20 protein-coding genes are annotated in these 21,342 nt (G+C 64.1%); 8 read left to right on the forward strand and 12 right to left on the reverse strand.

Annotated features, from left to right (window positions below; translation table 11 throughout):
• Positions 1-113: 113 nt before the first annotated feature.
• Positions 114-968: a MurR/RpiR family transcriptional regulator gene (locus FA04_RS19675; protein WP_034797538.1), complete on the reverse strand. Its 855-nt coding sequence runs from the start codon at positions 966-968 to the stop codon at positions 114-116.
• A gap of 305 nt (positions 969-1,273) precedes the next feature.
• Positions 1,274-2,401: a Gfo/Idh/MocA family protein gene (locus FA04_RS19680; protein WP_034797536.1), complete on the reverse strand. Its 1,128-nt coding sequence runs from the start codon at positions 2,399-2,401 to the stop codon at positions 1,274-1,276.
• Positions 2,402-2,672: 271 nt separating this feature from the next.
• Here FA04_RS19680 and FA04_RS19685 point away from each other — a divergent pair, with 271 nt between their 5' ends.
• A complete protein-coding gene (locus tag FA04_RS19685; protein ID WP_034797533.1) occupies positions 2,673-3,479 on the forward strand; it encodes a class II glutamine amidotransferase in 807 nt (268 codons plus the stop codon).
• Between the two features lie 270 nt (positions 3,480-3,749).
• On the opposite strand, the gene coaBC is transcribed toward FA04_RS19685, so the two are convergent.
• Positions 3,750-4,958, reverse strand: a complete 1,209-nt coding sequence (coaBC, locus tag FA04_RS19690) for a bifunctional phosphopantothenoylcysteine decarboxylase/phosphopantothenate--cysteine ligase CoaBC (protein WP_034797531.1) — start codon at positions 4,956-4,958, stop codon at positions 3,750-3,752.
• A 268-nt stretch (positions 4,959-5,226) separates the two neighbouring features.
• Here coaBC and FA04_RS19695 point away from each other — a divergent pair, with 268 nt between their 5' ends.
• Together FA04_RS19695 and FA04_RS19700 are read left to right on the forward strand one after the other, a co-directional pair.
• The gene (locus FA04_RS19695) at positions 5,227-7,038 is read left to right on the forward strand and encodes a sensor domain-containing diguanylate cyclase (protein WP_034797529.1); all 1,812 of its coding nucleotides are present in this window, start codon (positions 5,227-5,229) and stop codon (positions 7,036-7,038) included.
• A 161-nt stretch (positions 7,039-7,199) separates the two neighbouring features.
• On the forward strand, positions 7,200-8,780 hold the full coding sequence (locus FA04_RS19700) for an ABC-F family ATP-binding cassette domain-containing protein (RefSeq protein WP_034797527.1): 1,581 nt from the start codon (positions 7,200-7,202) through the stop codon (positions 8,778-8,780).
• A gap of 5 nt (positions 8,781-8,785) precedes the next feature.
• Here FA04_RS19700 and FA04_RS19705 read toward each other — a convergent pair whose 3' ends face one another.
• Entirely contained in the window at positions 8,786-9,688 is a 903-nt protein-coding gene (locus FA04_RS19705) for a cation diffusion facilitator family transporter (protein ID WP_034797525.1), read from the reverse strand.
• Positions 9,689-9,901: 213 nt separating this feature from the next.
• Between FA04_RS19705 and FA04_RS19710 the strand changes: the two genes are divergently transcribed.
• Positions 9,902-10,678 (forward strand): bestrophin-like domain, encoded by a 777-nt coding sequence (locus FA04_RS19710; RefSeq protein WP_034797523.1) that lies wholly within the window; start codon positions 9,902-9,904, stop codon positions 10,676-10,678.
• Positions 10,679-10,684: 6 nt separating this feature from the next.
• On the opposite strand, the gene FA04_RS19715 is transcribed toward FA04_RS19710, so the two are convergent.
• From FA04_RS19715 to FA04_RS19725, 3 genes are all read right to left on the reverse strand, one after another.
• Positions 10,685-11,953 (reverse strand): MFS transporter, encoded by a 1,269-nt coding sequence (locus FA04_RS19715; RefSeq protein ID WP_051659374.1) that lies wholly within the window; start codon positions 11,951-11,953, stop codon positions 10,685-10,687.
• Between the two features lie 211 nt (positions 11,954-12,164).
• The gene (locus FA04_RS19720; protein ID WP_034797521.1) at positions 12,165-12,635 is read right to left on the reverse strand and encodes a nucleoside deaminase; all 471 of its coding nucleotides are present in this window, start codon (positions 12,633-12,635) and stop codon (positions 12,165-12,167) included.
• Between the two features lie 11 nt (positions 12,636-12,646).
• Complete coding sequence (locus FA04_RS19725) at positions 12,647-13,240, reverse strand: ankyrin repeat domain-containing protein (protein ID WP_034797632.1); 594 nt, start codon at positions 13,238-13,240, stop codon at positions 12,647-12,649.
• Positions 13,241-13,598: 358 nt separating this feature from the next.
• On the opposite strand from FA04_RS19725, the gene FA04_RS19730 reads away from it, so the two are divergent.
• On the forward strand, positions 13,599-14,471 hold the full coding sequence (locus FA04_RS19730; RefSeq protein WP_034797519.1) for a LysR family transcriptional regulator: 873 nt from the start codon (positions 13,599-13,601) through the stop codon (positions 14,469-14,471).
• A 52-nt stretch (positions 14,472-14,523) separates the two neighbouring features.
• Here FA04_RS19730 and FA04_RS19735 read toward each other — a convergent pair whose 3' ends face one another.
• The 5 genes from FA04_RS19735 to ubiE all read right to left on the reverse strand — a co-directional run bounded on the left by FA04_RS19735 (position 14,524) and on the right by ubiE (position 19,001).
• Positions 14,524-15,303: an SDR family oxidoreductase gene (locus FA04_RS19735; RefSeq protein WP_034797517.1), complete on the reverse strand. Its 780-nt coding sequence runs from the start codon at positions 15,301-15,303 to the stop codon at positions 14,524-14,526.
• Positions 15,304-15,461: 158 nt separating this feature from the next.
• Complete coding sequence (locus FA04_RS19740) at positions 15,462-15,722, reverse strand: hypothetical protein (protein ID WP_034797516.1); 261 nt, start codon at positions 15,720-15,722, stop codon at positions 15,462-15,464.
• A gap of 169 nt (positions 15,723-15,891) precedes the next feature.
• Complete coding sequence (locus tag FA04_RS19745) at positions 15,892-16,422, reverse strand: GNAT family N-acetyltransferase (protein WP_034797513.1); 531 nt, start codon at positions 16,420-16,422, stop codon at positions 15,892-15,894.
• A 222-nt stretch (positions 16,423-16,644) separates the two neighbouring features.
• Complete coding sequence (gene ubiB, locus FA04_RS19750) at positions 16,645-18,219, reverse strand: 2-polyprenylphenol 6-hydroxylase (protein WP_034797511.1); 1,575 nt, start codon at positions 18,217-18,219, stop codon at positions 16,645-16,647.
• Positions 18,220-18,224: 5 nt separating this feature from the next.
• Entirely contained in the window at positions 18,225-19,001 is a 777-nt protein-coding gene (ubiE, locus tag FA04_RS19755; RefSeq protein ID WP_034797505.1) for a bifunctional demethylmenaquinone methyltransferase/2-methoxy-6-polyprenyl-1,4-benzoquinol methylase UbiE, read from the reverse strand.
• A gap of 172 nt (positions 19,002-19,173) precedes the next feature.
• Here ubiE and mutM point away from each other — a divergent pair, with 172 nt between their 5' ends.
• The 3 genes from mutM (at position 19,174) to rpsT (ending at position 21,342) form a co-directional block, all read left to right on the forward strand.
• Positions 19,174-20,064, forward strand: coding sequence for a bifunctional DNA-formamidopyrimidine glycosylase/DNA-(apurinic or apyrimidinic site) lyase (gene mutM, locus FA04_RS19760; RefSeq protein WP_034797500.1), 891 nt, complete (start codon positions 19,174-19,176; stop codon positions 20,062-20,064).
• A 46-nt stretch (positions 20,065-20,110) separates the two neighbouring features.
• Positions 20,111-20,884, forward strand: a complete 774-nt coding sequence (locus FA04_RS19765; RefSeq protein WP_034797495.1) for an enoyl-CoA hydratase — start codon at positions 20,111-20,113, stop codon at positions 20,882-20,884.
• A gap of 191 nt (positions 20,885-21,075) precedes the next feature.
• Complete coding sequence (gene rpsT, locus FA04_RS19770) at positions 21,076-21,342, forward strand: 30S ribosomal protein S20 (protein ID WP_034797494.1); 267 nt, start codon at positions 21,076-21,078, stop codon at positions 21,340-21,342.

The raw sequence follows: 21,342 nt of genomic DNA on the forward strand, positions 1-21,342 counted from the left end.
CGCGGACACCTTGGCGGGCCCGACCATTTCCGTACTGTGGGTGATGGTCGTATGAAACATAAATTCCGACGTTTCGTCAATATGGAATTTTCATTCTATCTGTGCCGTTTTGCCTAGCCGCCCTCGGCGAGGCGCTGGCGCTTCTCGGCGATGGCGACCGTCAGCGCCATGGCAAACGCCATGCTGGCGGAAAGAGAACGGAAGCCGGCATGGTCGGCCTCGACCAGTTCGAACCAGACCTTCGAGGATTCTGCCAAGGGCGAGAAGGCCGAGTCCGTCAGCGACACGACGGGGACCTTGCGTTCGGCGAGAAGCCGCGCCTGGGCCGCACTTTCGGAGGCGTAGGGCGAGAAGCTGACGGCAAAGGCGGCATCGTTTTTCGTCGCCATCGCCAGCATGTCCTCGTCGATGCCGGCGGCGGTGCCGACGAGCTGGTATTTCACCTTCAGCTTGCCGAAGGCATAGGCCATGTAGCTGGAGATCGGATAGGAGCGGCGCTTGGCGATCAGGTAGACGGTGTCGGCCTTGGCGAGGATATCGACGGCGCGTTCGAAGGCTTCAGGATCCACCGAGGAGGCGATGTTGTCGAGCGAGCGGTGGGCGGCAGCGACGAAGCCGTTGAAGATCGAACCGCTTTCGAGCTTGCTGTGGTCGTTGGCGCTGAGCGCCTTCAGCCGGTCCTCATAGCCGGGCGTGCGCTCACGCAGCCGGGCGCGAAAGATCTGCTGCAGGCTGGAAAAGCCCTCGAAGCCGAAATACTGGGCGAAGCGCACCAGCGTCGACGGCTGCACTTCGGCGGAAGTCGCGATGCTCGCTGCCGTGCCGAAGGCGATTTCATCGGGATTGTCGAGCGAATAGGCGGCAACCTGGCGCAGCCGTTTCGGCAGCTCCGCCTTGCGTTCCAGAATGGCGGCCTTCAGCGCCTCGAAATCCTGCGGCACCTCTGTCGTCGTTTCCGGCATGGCCATGTCTCGCTCGTCTCCCTCGATGTCAGTCTGGCTTTCGGCCTCACCCTAATCGATTAGTCGGGAACGGGATAGAACAGGCATTCTATTTTTCTCGGAGCATGTCCAGGAAAAGTGCGAAGCGGATTTCCGTCCGGAATGCGCACCAAAACAGAGAGCATGTCCAGGAAAAGTGCGAAGCGGATTTCCGTCCGGAAATGCGCAGCAAGACGGGCGGCATTTCCAGCAAAAGTGCGTAGCGGTTTAGCGTCCCGACGTGCGTGCAAAAATAGATGGTTTTCCTACGAGACGCCGGCCGTCGAAGCCGCCTAGATCCGCACCCATTCGTTTGTCTTGGCCGATTGATAGGTCGCCGAAAGCACCTTCTGCACCTCGTAGCCTTCGCGGAAATCGGTCGAGGGAGACTTGCCGCCGGCGATGGCGTCGAGGAACTCCTTCACCTCGATGGCCTTCAGGTCGTTGAAGCCGATCTGGTGGCCCGGCGCTACGCAGAACGCGCCATAGGGCGGATGCTCCGGTCCGGCCCAGATGGTGCGGAAGCCGCGGGTGCGGATATCATCGCCCGTCTTGTAGAGGCGGATTTCGTTCAGCCGCTCCTGGGTGAAGACGATGCTGCCCTTCGAACCGTAGATCTCGAAATCGTGCTGCATCTTGCGACCGGTCGCGATCCAGCTTGCCTCGAAGCTGCCGGTGGCGCCGTTTTCGAAGCGCACGAAGGCGCGGGTGATGTCGTCGACCTCGACGGCGCGGGTTTCGCTGGAGCCAGCGGACACCGGGCGTTCCGGGATCTGGATGATGGTTTCGGCAAGCACCTGTTTGATCGGGCCGACGAGGTGGCGCATGGAGGCGATAATGTGGCTGCCGATGTCGGCAAGCGCACCGCCGCCGCTGGCCGGGTTCAGGCGCCAGCCCCACGGAACCTGCGCGTCGGCCATGAAGTCTTCCGCATGGATGCCGCGCATCGAGCGGATCTCGCCGATCTCGCCGCTTTCGATGATGTCCTTGGCAAGGAAGATCAGTGGGTTCTTCAGATAGTTGAAGCCGACCTGGGTCACGACGCCCGCCTTCTCGGCCGCCTCAACCATCTCGCGGCATTCCGCGACGGTCGGCGCCAGCGGCTTTTCACAATAGACGTGCTTGCCATGGGCGATCGCCGCAAGCGCCATCTCCTTGTGCAAAAGGTTCGGCGTGGTGATGTCGATGATGTCGATATCCGGATCGGTCAAGAGCTCGCGCCAGTCGGCGGTCGCCTTGCGGAAGCCCAGTTGACCGCGGGCGCGTTCGGCACTCTCGACGGTCACGTCGGCGACCGAAACCAGATCGAGCTCGAAGGGCAGGTCGAAGACCCGCGCGGCAATGGTGAAGCCGAGCGCATGGGCCTTGCCCATGAAGCCCGTGCCGATCAGGCCGATGCCGAGTTTGCGCTTGCTGCCCATGCTGAATTCCTCCCTGGCGGCGCTGCCGTGTTGGTCTGAAATGAAATGAATTTTGCAAGTTTTGTCAATATGGAATGTTTGTTCGAAATAGGATGGCGATACCGACGTTGTGCCGTTTGAAACAGCCAAAACTGTGCGTTCCGGTTAGCTTCACCTTGACGAAGGGGGAATGTGTTAACGCATTTTTACCATGTTCCGTTGGAACATCGCGTTTCGTCATGGTTAACGAATCGCTCCGCAGTGAACGGAGCGGAGCTGGAGTGAAATCAGCATGTGCCGCTGGGCAGCCTATCGCGGGGAGCCGCTGTATCTCGAGGAACTGGTGACCTCTCCGGCGCACTCGCTGATCGAACAGTCCCATTGCGCGACACGGGCCAAGACCGCCACCAACGGCGACGGCTTCGGCATCGCCTGGTACGGCGACCATCCCGAGCCGGGGCGCTACCGCGATATCCTGCCGGCCTGGTCCGACTGCAACTTGAAGAGCATCGCAAGGCAGATCCGCTCGCCGCTCTTCCTCGCCCATGTGCGCGCCGCGACCGGCGGCGGAACCAGGCGCGACAACTGTCATCCCTTCGTCTTCGGCCGCTGGTCCTTCATGCACAACGGCCAGATCGGCGACTTCGAGCATCTGCGCCGTCCGATGGAGAGCATGCTCGACAATGACCTCTATTCGGCGCGCACTGGCACGACGGATTCGGAGCTCCTGTTTCTTCTCGCCATGCAGTTCGGGCTCGACCGCGATCCGCTTGGCGCCATCGCCGAGGCGCTCGCCTTTATCGAACAGCTTGCCGAGCATCTGGAGCGGCAGGTGCTGGTGCGCTTCACCGCAGCTTTCTCCGACGGCCAGGATCTCTACGCCGTGCGCTACGCCTCCGACTGGAAGGCGCCGACGCTCTATGCCGCACCGATGGGCCCGAGCGGTGGCTATTGCCTCGTCTCCGAGCCGCTCAACGACGACGACAGTGCCTGGGTCGAAATCCCCGACGGCACCGCGGTCATCGTCGGCGAAAACGGAGTCGATGTTCGGCTGTTTTCGACCAAGGGCACGCCGGTCAGATCTCGCCAGATGGCCTGAGCCGGCGGCGCTTTCGGCTTCGACGAGGACGACGCGCCCCTCATCCGGCTGCCGCCACCTCCTCCCCGCAGGTGGGGAGGAGGGACGCGTGGCGCTCGCTCGTCCACGACTGGTTCTTCGAGAAAGCGACCGATTATCATCGTTCTCGAGGTTAGACGGGAGAAGCTAAGCCCGCAGCCAACGGGACGCGATATCGCGTGTGCCGCGTCCCCTCGCCCCGCTTGCGGGGAGAGGGTTCGGGTGAGGGGCATTTGCCATGAGATCGATTGTTTAGCGCGCCAGCTGCTCGGCAATCATCGCCGCCAGCTTCTCCGCCACCGCGTCCTTGTCCATCTCTGGCCAGTCGTCATTGCCGGCATGTGAGATCAGCTTCACCTTATTGCGGTCGCCGCCCATGATGCCGGTTGCCGGCGAGACGTCGTTGGCGAGGATGAAGTCGGCGCCCTTTCGCTCGAGCTTGGCGCGGCCGTTGTCGGCGACGTTTTCGGTCTCGGCGGCAAAGCCGATGACGAGCTTTGGCCGCTTCGCATGGTGGCCGACCGTCTTCAGGATATCGGGGTTTTCAGCAAGCTGCAGCGGCGGCGGCGCCTCGCCCGGCTTCTTCTTGATCTTGTTGCCGGCGGCCGTCGCCACCCGCCAGTCGGCAACGGCGGCGACCATGACGGCGACATCGGCGGGAAGGGCGGCAAGCACCGCATCGCGCATCTCTTCGGCCCGCTCCACATGCACGACTTTCACACCAACCGGATCCGGGATCGTCACCGGGCCGGAGACCAGCGTGACGTCGGCGCCGAGCTTTGCTAGCGCCGCGGCGATCGCATGGCCCTGCTTGCCGGAGGAGCGATTGGCAATGTAGCGCACCGGGTCGATCGGCTCATGCGTCGGCCCTGAGGTGACGACGACGCTGCGCCCGGCAAGCGGTTTTGGCGCGCCTAAGAGCAGGTCTTCAACGGCCGCGACGATCGCCAGCGGCTCACTCATGCGGCCTTCGCCGGCCTCGCCGCTTTCGGCCATTTCGCCCGCTTCCGGGCCGATGAAGCGGAGGCCGTCCCTCGCAAGCGTCGCCCGGTTGCGGCGCGTCGCCGGATGCGCCCACATTTTCGGGTTCATCGCCGGCGCAACCAGGACAGGGCGGTCCGTTGCCAACAGAATGGTCGAGGCGAGATCGTCCGCATGGCCGTTCGCCATCCTCGCCATCAGGTCGGCGGTCGCGGGTGCCACGACGATCAGATCGCATTCGCGCGCCAGCCGAATATGGCCGACGTCCTGCTCGTCCTCGCGCGAAAACAGGTCGAGATAGACATGCGAGGCCGAAAGCGCGCCGACGGCAAGCGGCGTCACGAACTCCTGTGCGCCCGCCGTCATGACCGGCCGCACGCTTGCACCGCGCTCCCTGAGCCGTCGGATGAGATCGAGGCTCTTATAGGCCGCGATGCCGCCGGAGATGATGAGGAGAATACGCTTGCCCGACAGTGTCATTTGCACCCGGCCCTTCGGCCGTCCTCTCGCCCGGCATGGGCTGCCGAGCCTACGCGATACCAGAATAGTCCAGGCGATCGGCCTCACCGACGCCTTTGATGTCGAACCTACTTGAGCGATCTGCCGGGCGCAACGTGTCCGGAGGGGCCGGCATGTCGAGGGGGCGGAACAAAAGCCGCGCCGCTTGTGTCAACCGGGGCAGGGGCTGTTGCCGAAGCCTGATAATGCGGTTAATCCGCTCTCAATCCGCGGGGGCTAAGCTTCTTCCATGCGAATAAATGCGATCACAAACTGGGCCTATGGCGTGACCGTCCTTCTGACGGGGCTTTCCGGTGCCGCCTTCATCCTGTCGACCGACAGCGCGATCAAGGAACGCCAGGCGGTTGAGCAACATCTGGTGCTTGATACACTCGGCGAAGAGCTTGCGCTCGGGGCTGAAACGCGAAGTGACGAGGCACGTCTTTATGTGATGCGCGGCGACGAGCGCCATCTGGAAGCCTTCCACCGCGCCGAGGAAGAAGAACGCCGGCGCGAGGAGGCGACCAAGACCGCGACCAATCTTGGCGCAACGCCGGCGGAGATCGCCGCCTTGCAGGATATCGTTCGCGAGGCGGAAGCGCTCGACAAGGTCGAGGTTGCCGCCATCGATGCCTATCAGAAGGGTGACCGCGCCGGCGCGCAGGTAAGGCTCTTTGGGCCCGAGCACGAGCGTCTGCAGACCGCCCTTCTTGAGACGGTGGCGCGGTTCAGGGACCTGACCAACGTCCGCACCGGCGCGGCCCTCAACGAGGCGCAGGAGCGCAGCGATTGGTATGCGGCGGCCGCCAAGACGATGCTCGGCATCACCGCCGCCCTGTTCCTGAGCGTGCTCTATTTCATCCTCAAGCGCCGCGTCGCCATGCCGCTTACCCGCATGAGCGGAATCGTCACCCGCCTCGCCGAGCAGGATTACGCCGTGGAAGTCCCGCTCGATCGCCGCAGCGACGAGATCGGCGAGATGAACAAGGCGATCCATATCTTCCGCGAAAACGGCCTGGAGCGGGACCGTCTGGACGCGGAGCGGCGGCTAGACCAGCAGACCAAGGATCTCATCCTGCAGATGATGCACCGGCTGCAGGCCTGCCAGAGCCAGGACGAACTGGCCGAGGTCGTCGCCCGTTTCGCGCCGCAGGTCTTTCCCAACCTCGCCGGCCATCTCTATGTGCTGAACGACAGCCGGACGCTCCTGTCGCGCGTCGGTACCTGGCTCGATCCGCAGCACTCGGCGCCGACGTTTCCGTCCAGCGCCTGCTGGGGGCTCCGCCGCGGCCGGCCGCATGTCAGCAACCGTGGCCACAGCGACATCGCCTGCCAGCACCTCGACGATGAAGGCGTGATCGGCCTCTGCGTGCCGCTGACGGCCCAGGGCGACACGATCGGGCTCCTCTACTTCGAGGAACGGTCTGAGGAGGAATTCGCGGTCGAGGCGTCGCGCCTCTATCTCGAACTGATCGCCGAAAACATCGGGCTTGCCGTCGCCAATCTTCAGCTGCGCGAGAAGCTTACCAATCTCGCCGTCCGCGATGCGTTGACGGGCCTGCTCAACCGGCGCTGCCTCGATGAGGCGCTGAACCGGCAGCCGCGCGGGCAGGCCGGCAAGCCGCTCAGCTGCCTCATGATCGACATCGACCACTTCAAGCGCTTCAACGATGAGTTCGGCCACGATGCCGGCGACGTCGTCATGCAGTATGTCGCGCAGATCATCGTCGACACGGTCGGCGATGCCGGCAGTGCCTACCGTTTCGGCGGCGAGGAGTTCACCGTGCTCATGCCCGACGCCGGCGAAGCCGAGGGCTTCGAGCTTGCCGAGCGGCTGAGGATGCGGATCGGCACGACGCCGCTGTCGCATCGCGGCCGGATTCTGGGCACGGTTTCGGTCTCGGTCGGCGTTGCCTCGGCGCCGGACGATGGGCCTGTAGCCACGCTCCTGACCCGGGCCGATGCCGCTCTTCTCGACGCCAAGAACCACGGCCGAAACCGGAGCGTGCGGGCCTCCGGGCTCGTCTTCGGCGACGACGAGGTGCAGCGCAGCCTCGCCTGATCCCCTGGCCCCCGCAGGTCTGTATCGAAGGGCCCGCCTTGAAACGGGCGCATTCGATGCTATCTATGACCGCGATAGAAATTTGAACAGGATACACGCATCGATGGATTTCACCCTGACCGCCAAGCCGAACCGTCTTGCCATCAGGGAAAACCGTATCCATGCCTGCTTCGATTTCACTCTCCCGTATTTCGTGGTCCGCGCCTGAGGGCCGAAGCCTCCTTTCCGATCTCGACCTGAGCTTTGGTCCCGTTCGCACCGGCCTTGTCGGTCGCAATGGCGTGGGAAAATCCACCCTGCTGCGACTGGTCGAGGGAACGCTGGCGCCGCAGGCCGGCAAGGTCAGCGTCGTCGGCAGCCTCGGCGTGCTCAGCCAGACCGTTCAGGTCGCGGCCGACGAGACCGTCGCCAATCTCTTCGGCGTCACCGACGCGCTTGCGGTTCTGCAGAAAGCAGAAGAGGGGGGCGCCACCCTTGACGAACTGGCTTCCGCCGACTGGACGCTGGAGGCCCGCATGGAGGAAGCGCTGGCGCGCGTCGGTCTGGACGCTTCGGCGGAAACGCGCCTTGCCGCCTTGTCCGGCGGGCAGATGACCCGCGTGAAGCTTGCCGCGCTCGTCTTCAAGGAGCCTGACTTCATCCTGCTCGACGAACCCACCAACAATCTCGACCGCGAGGGGCGGGCGGCCGTCGCTGCGCTGATGGCGGGCTGGCGCGGCGGCGCCATCGTCGTCAGCCATGATCGCGAACTCCTGGAAGAGATGGACGCAATCGTCGAACTGACAACGCTCGGCGCCACCACCTACGGCGGCAATTGGAGCCACTATCGTGAACGCAAGGCGATCGAGCTGGCGTCTGCTCGCCACGATCTCGCCGATGCCGAGCGGCGTCTGGCCGAGGTCGAGCGCAAGACCCAGGAGACGGCCGAACGCAAGGCGCGCAAGGATGCCGCCGGCCGCCGCAAGCGCGCCAAGGGCGACGAACCGCTGCTCTTGCTCGACGCCAGGAAGGAGCGTAGCGAAAAGACCGGCGGCGACAATGCCCGCCTTGCGGACCGGCGACGGGACCAGGCGGTCGGCGATCTCGTCGAAGCGCGCGAGCGCATCGAAATCCTGCAGCCGCTGACTGTTCGCCTGCCGCCGACCGGACTGCCTGCCGGTCGCAGTGTCCTGCAGGTCGATAACGTCGGCGTCGGCTATGAACGGGGGAAGCCGGTCGTCGACCGGCTGTCGCTCTCGATCGTCGGGCCGGAGCGCGTTGCGCTTACCGGCCGCAACGGTTCGGGCAAGACGACCCTGCTGTCGCTGCTGACGGGTGATCTACAGCCATGGTCCGGCAGCGTGCGCCTGCTCGTCGATCACGCCGTGCTCGACCAAAAGGTAAGCCTGCTCGATCCCGCGCTCTCTATCCGCGACAATTTTCGGGGTCTCAATCCTGATGCCAGCGAGAACGATTGCCGGGCAGCGCTCGCCCGCTTCATGTTCCGGGCCGATGCTGCCCTGCAGGTCGTCTCGAGCCTCAGCGGCGGCCAGATGCTGCGGGCCGGTCTGGCCTGCGTGCTCGGTGGTCGCAATCCGCCGCAGCTCCTGATCCTCGACGAGCCGACCAACCATCTGGATATCGATTCCATCGAGGCGGTCGAGGCGGGGCTCAGGGCCTATGACGGCGCGCTGCTCGTCGTCAGCCACGACCGGGCCTTCCTGGAGGCGATCGGCATCACCAGGCGGATCGAACTTTCCTGACGGGACTATTCCGCCCAGCGCGCGTCGCCGGTAAAGGCGATCGTCAGCCAGCGGTCATGGCCGGGATCACCGATCTCCTCGCCGATCTCGGCGCGGATCCGGTCGAGTTCGGCGAGCGTGCCGACCTTGGTTTCGGGCGTTCCGATCAGATAGACCTCGATCGTCTTGGAGCGCCCGACCTTGGCGACATAGGTGCGGTAATCGGCAAAGCCGTGGCGTGTGACGGCGTTCGCCGCTGCCTGCCGCACGCGCTCGTCAAGCTCGGCGGGTGCGACGAGGAAGATCTCCTTCAGCGCCTGGAAGACCGTGCGGATCGGCAGCGGGATCAGGCAGAGCGTCAGCACGATCAGGATCGCCGGGTCGACATAGGGCGTGACGTACTCGTAGGCCGTTCCCTTCAAGGCGGCGGCGATCGCAAAGGCGACGAGCAGGGCGGAGGTAATCGCGCCGGACATCGCCCAGGCGCGCACGTCGAGCGCCAGGAACTCCGAGCCGATCGGCCGGTTCGCCCGGCGTACATAGAAGAACATGAAGGCGCAGATCACCACGACGACGGCGGCATAGGCGATCGCCCAGTCGAAGGCGAGGTGATTGCCGCCCGACAGAATGGAGCCGACGGCGTTCACCATCGCGTAGAAGGAAAGCAGGGTCAGAAGGCCGGCATTGAAGAGCAGCACCATCGGTTCGATGTGCCAGAAGCCCATCTGGAAGCGCTTGCTCGGTTTCGGGATAAGCTGCGTCACGCCAAGCGCAAGCAAGGTCATGGAGGCGTCGACGGCCGAGAAGACGCCGTCGAACACGATGGAAACCGAGCCCGATAGCAGACCGAAGATAACGCCCGTCACCCCGACGACCACGGTGGCCGCGATCGATTGTTTGAGGACTGTCTGTTCGCTTGGCGCACTCATGATCTTGTTATTACTCCGGTTTTGGTGGGGTGCGTAGGCGTTGGCAGTGTCGAAATGGTGGCAAGACGGGTGGATGGCGCTGCAAGCATAGCGTTTCGGCCAGCCGCAAGACAGCCGCCCAGGGCCTGGTCCGGGGCGTGCAGTTGTCTTTCGCCGGTCGTGGGCTCAGAATTGACGAAGGCCCGCGGCAGGAGAATGGGCTGTGGAGGGGACATGATCGTCGAGATGCTGCTCGGTGCACTCTTCGTGTGTGGCACGGTCGCACTGACGCTTGCTGCGTACTTCCTGATGCGGCTGATCATGGGCGGCGAGGCCGAGGGCCATGAAAAGGAGCTGGCCAGTTCGGTCATCTTCCGGATCTCGGCACTGCATGGCCTGATCCTTGCGCTCGTGTTCGCGCAGGAGATGGTCGAGTACCAGCAGCTCAAATACGAAATGGCGACCGAAGCCGGCGCTATCGCCGACATCTACTATGATGCCGCACGCTACGGTGAAGGCTTCAAGGCACCGATCCAGCAGGCGATATCCGCCTACGTGTCCCAGGTGATCGACGGCGAGTGGCAATCATTGGCGGACAAGGGCCGTCTTTCAAATGAGGCCTGGGCGTTCTGGGACAAGGCCTACCAGCATGTGCTGAACCTCGTGCCCGCCGACAAGCGTCAGGAGAGCCTGCGCAGCCAGATGCTGGAGCGGCTGCACGACGTTTCGCAGAGCCGGACCAAGCGGGAAAGCAACGTCGCGGACTCGATCGACAGCATCTTCTGGTTCGCGGCACTCTCCGGTGTGATCTTCATCGCGCTCGCCTATTATGCCTATCCGCCGAGACGGCGGAACCTGCTGCTGCTCTGCCTCTTCGGCGCCTATACCGGCATCATCCTGTTCCTGATCTACGCCTTCTCCAATCCGTATCAGCCGCCGGCAGCACTGGCGCCGGGGCCACTCGAACGGGTGCAGGAGCAGATCAACGCGTCGCCCGCGACCGGCTTATAACCGGTGTCAAGCGAACTGCCCCAGCCGCAGCAGGTCTCCCGTGGCGGCGCCATCGTCGAGCGCCGTGGTGCGCGCGGCCTCAGGACGCGGCGGCGGCATGGAATGGCCGATCGCAAACAGAAGCGCACCTGCCGCAGCAAATGCCCCGAACAGCAGGAACATGCCGGCGCCGCCGACGGCGCCAAGCGCAAGGCCGCCGGTGAGCGGCCCGAGGAAGTTTCCAAACGTCGAGAGCGAATGGGCACCGAAATAGGTGCCGCGGTTGCCGGCGTTGGAAATTCCATCGACCAGCACATATTCCGACGGCACGACCAGCACCTCGCCTATGGTGAAAAGGATCATCGAGGCGACGAGCATTTCCATTCCGGACGAGGCGGCAAAGCCGATTTCGCCGATCAGGAACAGCAGGCTGCCAAGCGACAGCGCATGCAGGGCGCCGATCCGTTCGATGACGAAGCGGGCCGGCGTGCTGGCGACCAGCACCGTTACCGCGTTGGTCGAAACCAGCAGCGCAAAAAGCGTGACGCCGTCCTCAAAGCCGGTATTGAGATACTGCGACAGGGTCACGGACCACTGACCGTGAACGGCGAGAAGCAGCGTGCCGCCGACGACGAAGAAGACCAGGCGCCGGTCACGCAAGGCGGCGACAAGTCCGCGCCAGCCACCGGCACTCCCTGACGTTCGTTCGGTTTCGATAGCCTGCCTGTTGCTTGCCTCCGGTACCGTGAGCAAGAGCACGAGACCGAAGGCTGCGTGGATGACGCCCGCGATGACGAAAAGCGTCACATAGGCAGCGCCGACCCATACGCCGATCAATGGCCCGATCGCCCAGCCGGCATTGATGGCGAGATAACGCCAGGAGAAAACCTTGAGGCGCAGATGTTCAGGCGCCGCATCGCTCATCAAGGCGCGCGCGACCGGTTCAAAAACGGCGGCGGCAACGGCGGAAACGATGTGGGCCAGCGCGAAGGCGGCGATCGATTGTGCCAGTCCGAGCCCGGCCAGCGCCAGTCCGGCCATGAAGAGTGCGACGGTCAACACGCCTTTTCGGCCAATCCGATCGGAGAGCGTGCCGGCGAACGGGCTGACGATCGCGCCGAGCAGCGGCCCCACGCCGATCAACGCGCCGATGCTGGCAGGGTTGAGGCCGAAGTCACGCTGGAGGCGGATTGCAAGGAAGGTCAGGCTCATGCCCTTGGCAATCGTCACCACACCGGAGCCCGCGATGAGAAGCAGTGCGACGAAGCGGCCGGCTTTTTCGGAATAGGCAGTCATCACGGGCACCTGCTGGCTGGAATCCGCCCGGTCTCCTTAAGAGATGGGGCGGCATAAAAGGAAGAAACGCCTATGCGATTACAGCCGGCACGTGTGTTCGGCAAGGGGCGTCGATTCCCAATGGGGCCCGGCATGAACAGAAAAGCCCGAGGCGGCCGTCGGCCGCCTCGGGGCTATTCGCAACGTGATGGCCGGGCGTTGGCCCGACGACTCAAGTCTTGGCCAGGCGCTCTTGCCAGGCGGCGTAAAGCGGTGTCGTTTCGGCATCGTCGACCGGCACATGGCGGAAGCGCATGGCCTGCTCGGCGAGCGGTTTTGCCAGTTCCGCATAGATCGCTGCGGTCGAGAGGCCAAAGGGTTCGGCGTCGGCATTCGAGTTCGCATAGGCGATCTCGGTGATTCCGGCCATGCGCATGGCCGCCAGGCACATCGGGCAGGGCTGGCCGCTGGCATAGACGGCGGCGCCTTCGAGCCGCGGGGAACGAAGGTTTTGGGCGGCGGAACGCAACGCGTTCAGTTCCGCATGCGAGGTAGGGTCGCCGGATGACAGCATCTCGTTGACGCCGCGACCGACGATCTCGCCATCCTTGACGACGACGGCGCCGAAGGGGCGTCCGCCTTTCTCGATGTTGCGGCGGGCAAGCGTTACTGCCTCGGCCAGATAGGTCTGTTCCTGGGTCATGAGAGTTCTTTCTAGCGTGCGCCGGCGTCGGCCAGCAGCCTCTCGATCTTGCCATAGCCGCGCTGGCGGGCATGGGTCAGCGGGCTGACACCCTCGCCATCGGCAAGGTTCACGTCGGCGCCGGCCTTGATCAGCAGGCGTACGATCTCGATGTGCTTTTCACCGCCACTGCCGAGGATGATGGCTTCGAGCAGCGCGGTCCAGCCGAGGCGGTTGACGTGATCGACGTCGATGCCGGCTTCGATCAAGGTCTTGACGGTCTCGACATGGCCGCGCTCTGCGGCCGGGATCAGCGCCGTTCCGCCATAGCGGTTGGTGCTCTTGAGGTCGGCGCCATTGGCAAGCGTCAACTTCAGGATGTCGAGATGCCCACGCGCGCCGGCATAAAGATAGGGGCTGTCCTGGATCTTGTCCTTGGCGTTGACGTCGGCGCCGGCCTCGATCAGGGCACGCGCCGCATCGACGCGATTTTCATGGGTGGCGGCGAGCAGCGCCGTCGCACCGCTGGCGTCGCGCGCTTCGATGCTCGCGCCTTCCTTGAGCAGCGCCTTGACCTTGTCTGGATCGCCGGTCTCGGCGGCGGAGATCAGCTGGTTTTCAAGCATCGAGGCCCCCACGGTTTGAGGTGCAAGGCTGAAGGCGGCAATGGATGCGCCGATCAGCGAGCCGAAAAGTCTTGGTCGCATTTGTTCTTTCCGATCATGCGGGCCGGCCGAATGGGTCGGTCGATCGCAATGGTTCCGGTTAAGAGCGGACGAGGAAACCTCGAAAGGGCTCCATCCGTGCCGCTCTTGCTCATCGCAATCTCGTGCTTACTTGAGCCGATCCGTGACCTTTTCAAGGGCGCAAGACACGCGTCGTCGCCGAACGTCTCCCGCGCCCGGCGTGGCCCTCCCGTGTGCGACCATAGGCAGTGCCGCATTCATTTGGAAATTAAATGTATGAATGCTATCAAGTGGAAATATGAATGATCAACCTTTCGATCTGGATCTGCTGAAAGCCTTCGCGGCGGTGGCCGATTGCGGCGGTTTCACCGCTGCGGCCGGCCGGCTCAATTCCACCCAGTCGACCGTCAGCCAGAAAGTCCTGCGGCTGGAAGAGCAGGCCGGCCATCGGCTGCTCGAACGCAGCCATCGCCAGGTCCGCCTGACGGAAGCGGGCGAGCAGTTGATCGGCTATGCACGGCGCATGCTGGCGTTGGACGCGGAAGTGCGGCAGCTTCTCTCGGGCGCATCGGTTGCCGCGACGCTGCGCCTCGGCCTGCCCGAGGACTTTGCAGCCGGCCGCACGACCAGCACACTCGCGGCCTTTGCCCGCCGCCACGAGAATGTCAGGCTCGAAGTGACGAGCGGGCTCAGCCGCGAGCTGCGGTCGCTCTATGATCGTGGCGAGCTCGATATCGTCGTCGTCAAGCAGCGCCGCGGCACGGGCGATGCCGTGAAACAGTGGCAGGAAAGCCTGTGCTGGATCGACAGCGCCGCCCATCCTGTTCTGGCGCTCGATCCTCTGCCGCTCGTCGTCTTTCCGCCGCGCGGCCTCTATCGCGACGACATGGTGGCGGCACTGGATGCCTCAGGGCGACGCTGGCGCGTGAGTTATACCAGTTCCAGCCTCGCCAGTATTCAGTCGGCGGTCGCCGATGGGCTGGGCATCAGCCTGCTGCCGGCCCGCGTCGTCCACGACCGGCACCGGACGGTGGGGCCGCAGCAAGGACTGCCGATGATCGAGACGATGGAGATCGCCCTCTATTACCGGCCCGAGGCCGGCGCGCTGGTCACGCGGTTGGCCGAAGACCTCTCGGCGCTCATCGGCGATGACAGTCGGGACGAGGTATGACCTCGCCTTCGTAGCTCACCCCAATCCGTCGGCGGAAATGTCCAGAACGGTATCAGAGCATCGAGCGGCTGAGGCCGCCATCGATGGGCAGCGCCACGCCGGTGATGTAGCTTGCCTGACGGCCCGCGAGGAAGGCTGCGGCCGCCCCGAATTCCGCCGGCGTGCCGTAGCGGCCGATCGGGATGTCGCGTTGGCTGCGGGCTGCGACCGTCTCGACATCGAGCCCTTCGCTTTCGGCGTCCATCCGGTCGAAGCTGAGCGTGCGGTCTGTGGCAAGCCTTCCGGGCAGAAGCAGGTTCACGGTCACGCCGTCGGCAGCGACCTCGCCGGCGAGCGTCTTCAGCCAGCCGGCAACCGCACTTCTGAGCGCATTCGACGCGGTGAGCCCGACGATCGGTTCGCGGATACTGGTGGAGGCGACGGCGATAATGCGCCCGAACTGGCGTTCCCGCATGCCGGGCAGCAGCCGGCCGGCGATGCGCATGCCGGCCAGCACCATGGTCTCGAATTGAGAACGCCAGAAGTCCGGTTCGATGACCGAGGCAGGTGAGGGCGGCGGCCCGCCGCCATTCAGCACCAGAATGTCGATCGCGCCGAAATCGGCTTCGAGCTGGTCCAGCAGGCCATCGAGGCTTTCGGGCTTCGAGAGGTCGAGGGCGTAGCCGCGCGCCGAAGGGCTGATGTCGCTTGCCACCTTGGCCGCCGATGTCGCGTCGCGGCCGGTGAGCGCCACGATGACGCCTTCGCCGGCGAGAGCCTCGGCAATACCGCGCCCCAGCCCCTTGCTGCCGCCAAGCACCAGCGCACGTTTTCCGGCGATACCAAGATCCATGACCGACCCTCCTCGATTGCGGAATTCAGAATGGCTCGGCATCCGAGCTACACCAGATTTCCTCGCAGCGGAATCGTTTTGACGTCAGTGGATGTCGGAATGCAAAAGCCCGGCCGCACCGCGGCCGGGCTCTCAAGCGCCCTCCCTCATTCTGTCGCTTAGCGGCAGATGCGGATTTTCTTGTAGTAGCGGTTGCCGTAGCTGTCGTAGCGCTTCACCGTCTTCAGGAAGCAATAGGGTTCGTCCTCGTAGTAGTAGGGTCCGCCATAATAGCTGCCGACGTAGCCGACACGGCCGCTCCAGCCATGACCGTAGTAGCCGTTGCCGAAGCCGATCGAAATGCCACCGGCCTGCGAAGGTGCTGCAAAGGAGATGGCAGCGGTAATGGCGACAGCGGCTGCGACGATGAACTTGCGCATGATGATCTCTCCTCCGGATGGGTTGGGATGAACCTTTGTCATCCATGAGACGAAAGTCGCATGAAGCCGAGATATTCGCAGTTCCGGATGGAACAGGATGCTGCCGGCGGTTGCGCTGGATCGCAATCGGCCGGCCACAGTCCGTGCCGGTTGCCGGCCGTTGCGGCCTTCAAGCGGCCTTCGGCGCCGCAGGTTCACGAATGCGGGCCATCGCGAACACGTCGGCCAGCACACCGTTCCTCAGCGCATAGGCCCGGTGCGTACCCTCCATCTCGAAGCCGGCCTTGCGGTAGAGTGCGATAGCGGGCTCGTTGTCGGTAAAGACCGTAAGCTCGATGCGGCTGATGCCGAGCCAGTTATCGGCGGCGTCGATCAGAGCGGTCAGCAGCGACTTACCGATGCCCTCGCCGCGATGGTCGTCGTCGACGCTGATCCCAAGGGCCGCGGAATGATGCCGGCGCCCCTTGCTGCGATGCAGTCCGGCCATGCCGAGGATCCGGTCGGCGCGCTCGGCGACGATGACGACGCTGACGTCCGAGAGGCTCTCCAACCACTTGCGTGTCTGTTCCGGGGTGGCGAACGGCTGGCGCAGCGTGCCCGAGCGGATGCCCGGCTGGCTCATCAGCGCCGCGATCGCTTCGAAATCGACGACGCGGGCCGCGCGGATGTTGATATCTGAAGGGTCGTTTGCGTCGGTCATTGTTTCCTCTCTTTGGTTCCGAGGAAACAGGTCCCAACCCTGCTCGCCTCGGCAGGGTTGGTGGGGGACATTTCGCTTAAGTCAGCGCAACAGGTCTCCCGCACACCCCTGGGGTATGCGTGCAAAGCACCATGACGAGAATAGAGCGATTATCCATGCGGGAAGGATAGCAAGCGTGGGTAGAAAGACAAGCCCGCCGCGCCGGTTCGGGCGCGGGCGGGATCAGGTCACCTGCCAGGCGATATAGGCGAGCGTGGCGGCGATGAGCCACAGCGCGATGCGGCCGGAGCGCGTGTGTTTCGCTTCCGCCTTGCCGATCGCATGCGCGGTCTCGGCGTCGAAGCGCAGACCGTTTTCGCTCATCGCCATGATCTCGCTCGAAAACTTCTCCGTGCGGGCGGCGATTTCGGGCGCGGCTTCAGCCAGCCTGAGTGCGGCATGCAGGCCGTCGCGCAAATCGGTGACGATGCGCTTCGGTCCGAGATTGTCGCGGATCCACTTGCCGACGACCGGCTCGGAGGCCTTCCACATGTTGAAGCGCGGATTGAGCGTGCGAGCCACCCCTTCAACGACCACCATGGTCTTCTGCAGCATGACGAGCTCGGGGCGGGTCTGCATGTCGAAGAGCTCAGTGACCTCGAAGAGCAACGTGAGCAGCTTCGCCATCGAAATGGTTTCGGCCGGCTGGCCGTGGATCGGCTCGCCGATCGCGCGGATCGCCTGGGCGAAACTCGCAGCGTCGTGGTGCGAAGGGACATAGCCCGCCTCGAAATGCACGTCGGCCACGCGCTGGTAGTCGCGGGTGATGAAGCCGAAGAGGATCTCGGCCAGGAACCGGCGTTCCTTCTTGCCGAGGCGGCCGACGATGCCCATGTCGACGGCGACGATATGGCCGGCATCGTCGACGAAGAGATTGCCCTGATGCATGTCGGCATGAAAGAAGCCGTCGCGCAGCGTGTGGCGCAGGAAGGACTGGATCAGCACTTCGGCTAGAAGGTTGAGGTCGTGGCCTGCGGCCTTCAAGCCCTCGATGTCCGACATCTTGACGCCGTCGATCCACTCCATGGTGACGACGTCGCGTCCGGTCCGCTCCCAGTCGACCTTCGGCACGCGGAAGCCGGAATCGTCCTTGGTGTTCTCGCCAAGCTCGGAAAGGGCGGCCGCCTCCAGACGAAGATCCATCTCGATCTTCGTCGTCTGTTCCAGCGTCTTGGTCACCTCGACCGGCTTCAGCCGGCGGGTGTAGGGCAGGAAACGCTCCTGCATATGGCTGACGAGATACATCGCCTCGATGTCGGAGGCGAAGCGCTGCCGCACGCCGGGACGGATGACCTTGACCGCGACCTTCTCAGGGCCGCTGTCGCGCATCACGATCGCCGGGTGCACCTGAGCGATCGAGGCCGCGGCCATCGGCTCGGAAAACTCGGCATAGAGATCATCGACCGTCCGGCCGAGTGATCCCTCGATCGCGGTCTTCGCCTCGTTCTGCGGGAAGGTCGCCATGCGGTCCTGCAACAGCGACAGGTCTGCGGCAAACTCCGCGCCAACGACGTCGGGGCGGGTTGCGAGGAACTGGCCGATCTTCACATAGGAGGGGCCGAGCCGGGCGACGGCGCGCGACAGCCGGTCGCTACGCTCCTCTCCCGGCACTCTGCGCCGCGCCAAAAGTCCGGCCGCCTTCTGGGCGAAACGGGCAAAGGGTGGCAGGTGCTCCGTCGGGACGGCCGAGACGACGCCTTCGCGCACGAGAACCCAGCCGATCCGCGCGAGGCGGATATATGCTCCAGGCGTGCTCATCGGGATCAGATTTTCCAGCCGGAATGCAGCGCTGCGATGCCGCCGGTGTAATTGGTGAAGGAGACGCGCGAGAAGCCCGCTTCCTTGATCATCGTCGCGAAGTCCTTCTGGTTCGGAAACTTGCGGATCGATTCCACCAGATACTGGTAGGGCGCTTCATCGCCGGTGATCAGCTTGCCGAACTTAGGGATCGCGTTGAACGACCAGGCATCATAGAAGCGGTCGAGCAGCGGCATTTCCACTTCGGAGAACTCCAGCACCAGCAACCGGCCGCCGCGCTTCAGCACCCGGTATGCCTCCTTCAGCGCCACGTCGATGCGCGGCACGTTGCGGATGCCGAAGGCAATCGTATAGGCGTCGAAGGTATTGGCCTCGAAAGGCAGGTCCTCGGCATTGGCTTCGACGAAATCGAGATTGGCGGAGAGCTTCTTCTTCTCGGCGCGCTCGGCGCCGACGGCCAGCATCGAGCCGTTGATGTCGAGCACCGTCGAATGCGCCTTGCGGTCGGAGGCTTCGATGATGCGGAAGGCGATATCGCCGGTGCCGCCGGCAACGTCGAGCGTCCTGTAGCCCTCGCGGCGTGGCGGGTTGAGGGCCGCGATCATCGCATCCTTCCAGGCGCGGTGCAGGCCGGCCGACATCACGTCGTTCATGATGTCGTAACGCTTGGCCACCTTGTGGAAGACGTCGTTGACAAGCGGCTGCTTCTCGCCCGTGCCGACGTTGCGGAAACCGAAAGATGTTTCCATGCCGCCATCGGCCGATACGCGCTGATCCGTCATACGAAGAACTCCACCTGAACCAATTTTTCCGGCACCATAGCGAAAAGGCCCGTCACACGCTATCTCGTGGGCGGGACTGCGGCTGCGGCATAGCGCACCCCTATAGGATAAGAAGGCCGCCAAGGAAATGCCAACCACCGCATCCGGTGGCTGAGATCGAAGGAGTGCATTCATGCCGGAGTTGCCCGAGGTCGAAACCGTCAAGCGCGGCCTCGCGCCGACCATGGAAGGCGCGCTGCTCGTGAATGCGGAATTGCGCCGGCCGGATCTGAGGTTTCCCTTCCCGGAGAATTTCTCCTCGACCGTTGCCGGCCAGCGCATCGTCTCGCTGTCGCGCCGCGCCAAGTATCTGATGATCGATCTGGAAGCCGGTGACGTGATCATCGCCCATCTGGGCATGTCCGGTTCCTTCCGCATCGAGGTGGGGCCGGCGGCAACAACGCCCGGCGAATTCCACCATCCGCGCGGCAAGGATGAAAAGCACGATCACGTCATCTTCCATCTCGACGGTGCGCAAGGCCCGGTGCGGGTGATCTACAACGACCCGCGCCGCTTCGGCTTCATGGACCTTGCTCGCCGCGACACGGTGGCGAGCCACGCCTATTTCCGCGCGCTCGGCGAGGAGCCGACCGGCAACGTGCTCGATGCCGCCTATCTCGCCGCACGCTTTTCCGGCAAGGCCCAACCGCTGAAGGCGGCGTTGCTTGACCAGAAGAACATCGCCGGTCTCGGCAATATCTATGTCTGCGAGGCGCTCTGGCGCTCGCACCTGTCGCCGCTGAAACCGGCCGGCGCGCTCGTCGACAAGCGCGGCAAGCCGAAGGAGGGGCTCGTGCGCCTGACGGATGCGATCCGCGAGGTCATCGCCGATGCCATAGCCGCCGGCGGATCGTCGCTGAAGGACCATATCCAGGCTGACGGCTCGCTCGGCTACTTCCAGCACTCTTTCTCCGTCTATGACCGCGAAGGACAGGCTTGCCGCACGCCCGGCTGCGACGGTACGGTCGCCCGCATCGTGCAGGCGGGACGCTCAACCTTCTATTGCCCGCACTGCCAGAAATGAACGCCAGTCCGTGAGCGGTCTGGTGCATGAACCGGAGGAAACAGAAATGACCTACGAAACGCTGCTGGTCGAAACACGCGGCCGCGTCGGCCTGGTGACGCTCAATCGTCCGCAGGCGCTGAATGCGCTGAACTCGACCGTGATGCGCGAGCTTGCCGCGGCGCTGAAGGCCTTCGACGCCGACAAGGAGATCGGCGCCGTGGTCCTCGCCGGCTCGGAGAAGGCGTTTGCCGCCGGCGCCGACATCAAGGAGATGCAGACGCTCGATTTCGTCGACAGCTATCTTGGCGACTTCATCGGCGGCTGGGACCAGGTGGCGGCAGCTCGCAAGCCTTTGATCGCTGCCGTTTCCGGCTACGCGCTTGGCGGCGGCTGCGAGCTGGCGATGATGTGCGACTTCATCATTGCGTCCGAGACCGCGAAGTTCGGCCAGCCGGAAATCACCCTCGGCGTCATTCCCGGCATGGGCGGCTCCCAGCGCCTGACGCGCGCCGTCGGCAAGGCGAAGGCCATGGACCTGGTGCTGACCGGCCGGATGATGGATGCGGCCGAGGCAGAACGCGCGGGACTCGTTTCGCGTGTGGTGGCGCCGGAGAAATTGTTGGAGGAAGTGCTCACCGCTGCCGAAAAGATCGCCTCCTTCTCGCTGCCCGCGGTGATGATGGCCAAGGAGGCCGTAAGCCGCTCGCTGGAGCTGACGCTTGCCGAAGGCCTGCGTTTCGAGCGTCGGCTCTTCCACTCGCTGTTTGCGACCGAAGACCAGAAGGAAGGCATGGCCGCCTTCGTCGCCAAGCGCAAACCGGAGTTCAAACATCGCTAGCCCAGAGCACGGCGCGCAGATTCTGGAAATTGCGCGTTGACGGGGCGGCGGTTTCCCGCTATACGCCGCCCTCAGTTTGGAACGCCATTCTGGGCTTTCCGGAAATACTCCCGAATTGCTTTGATGACAGGTCGCAGTGACCCGGCACGGCGAGGGGCGGAGTTCATGTCAGTTTTCGAAGAGAGGCACAAATGGCCAATACAACTTCGGCGAAAAAGGCGACCCGCAAGATCGCACGCCGCACCGCAGTGAACAAGGCCCGTCGTTCGCGCGTTCGCAACTTCATCCGCAAGGTCGAAGAAGCGATTGCAACCGGCGACCAGGCAGTTGCAGCCGCAGCGCTCAAGGCAGCTCAGCCCGAGCTGATGCGCGCAGCCACCAAGGGCGTCCTGCACGCCAACACTGCATCGCGCAAGGTTTCGCGTCTTGCACAGCGCGTAAAGTCGCTTTCGGCCTAA

It is taken from the genome of Ensifer adhaerens, from assembly GCF_000697965.2.
Classification (GTDB): Bacteria; Pseudomonadota; Alphaproteobacteria; order Rhizobiales; family Rhizobiaceae; genus Ensifer; species Ensifer adhaerens.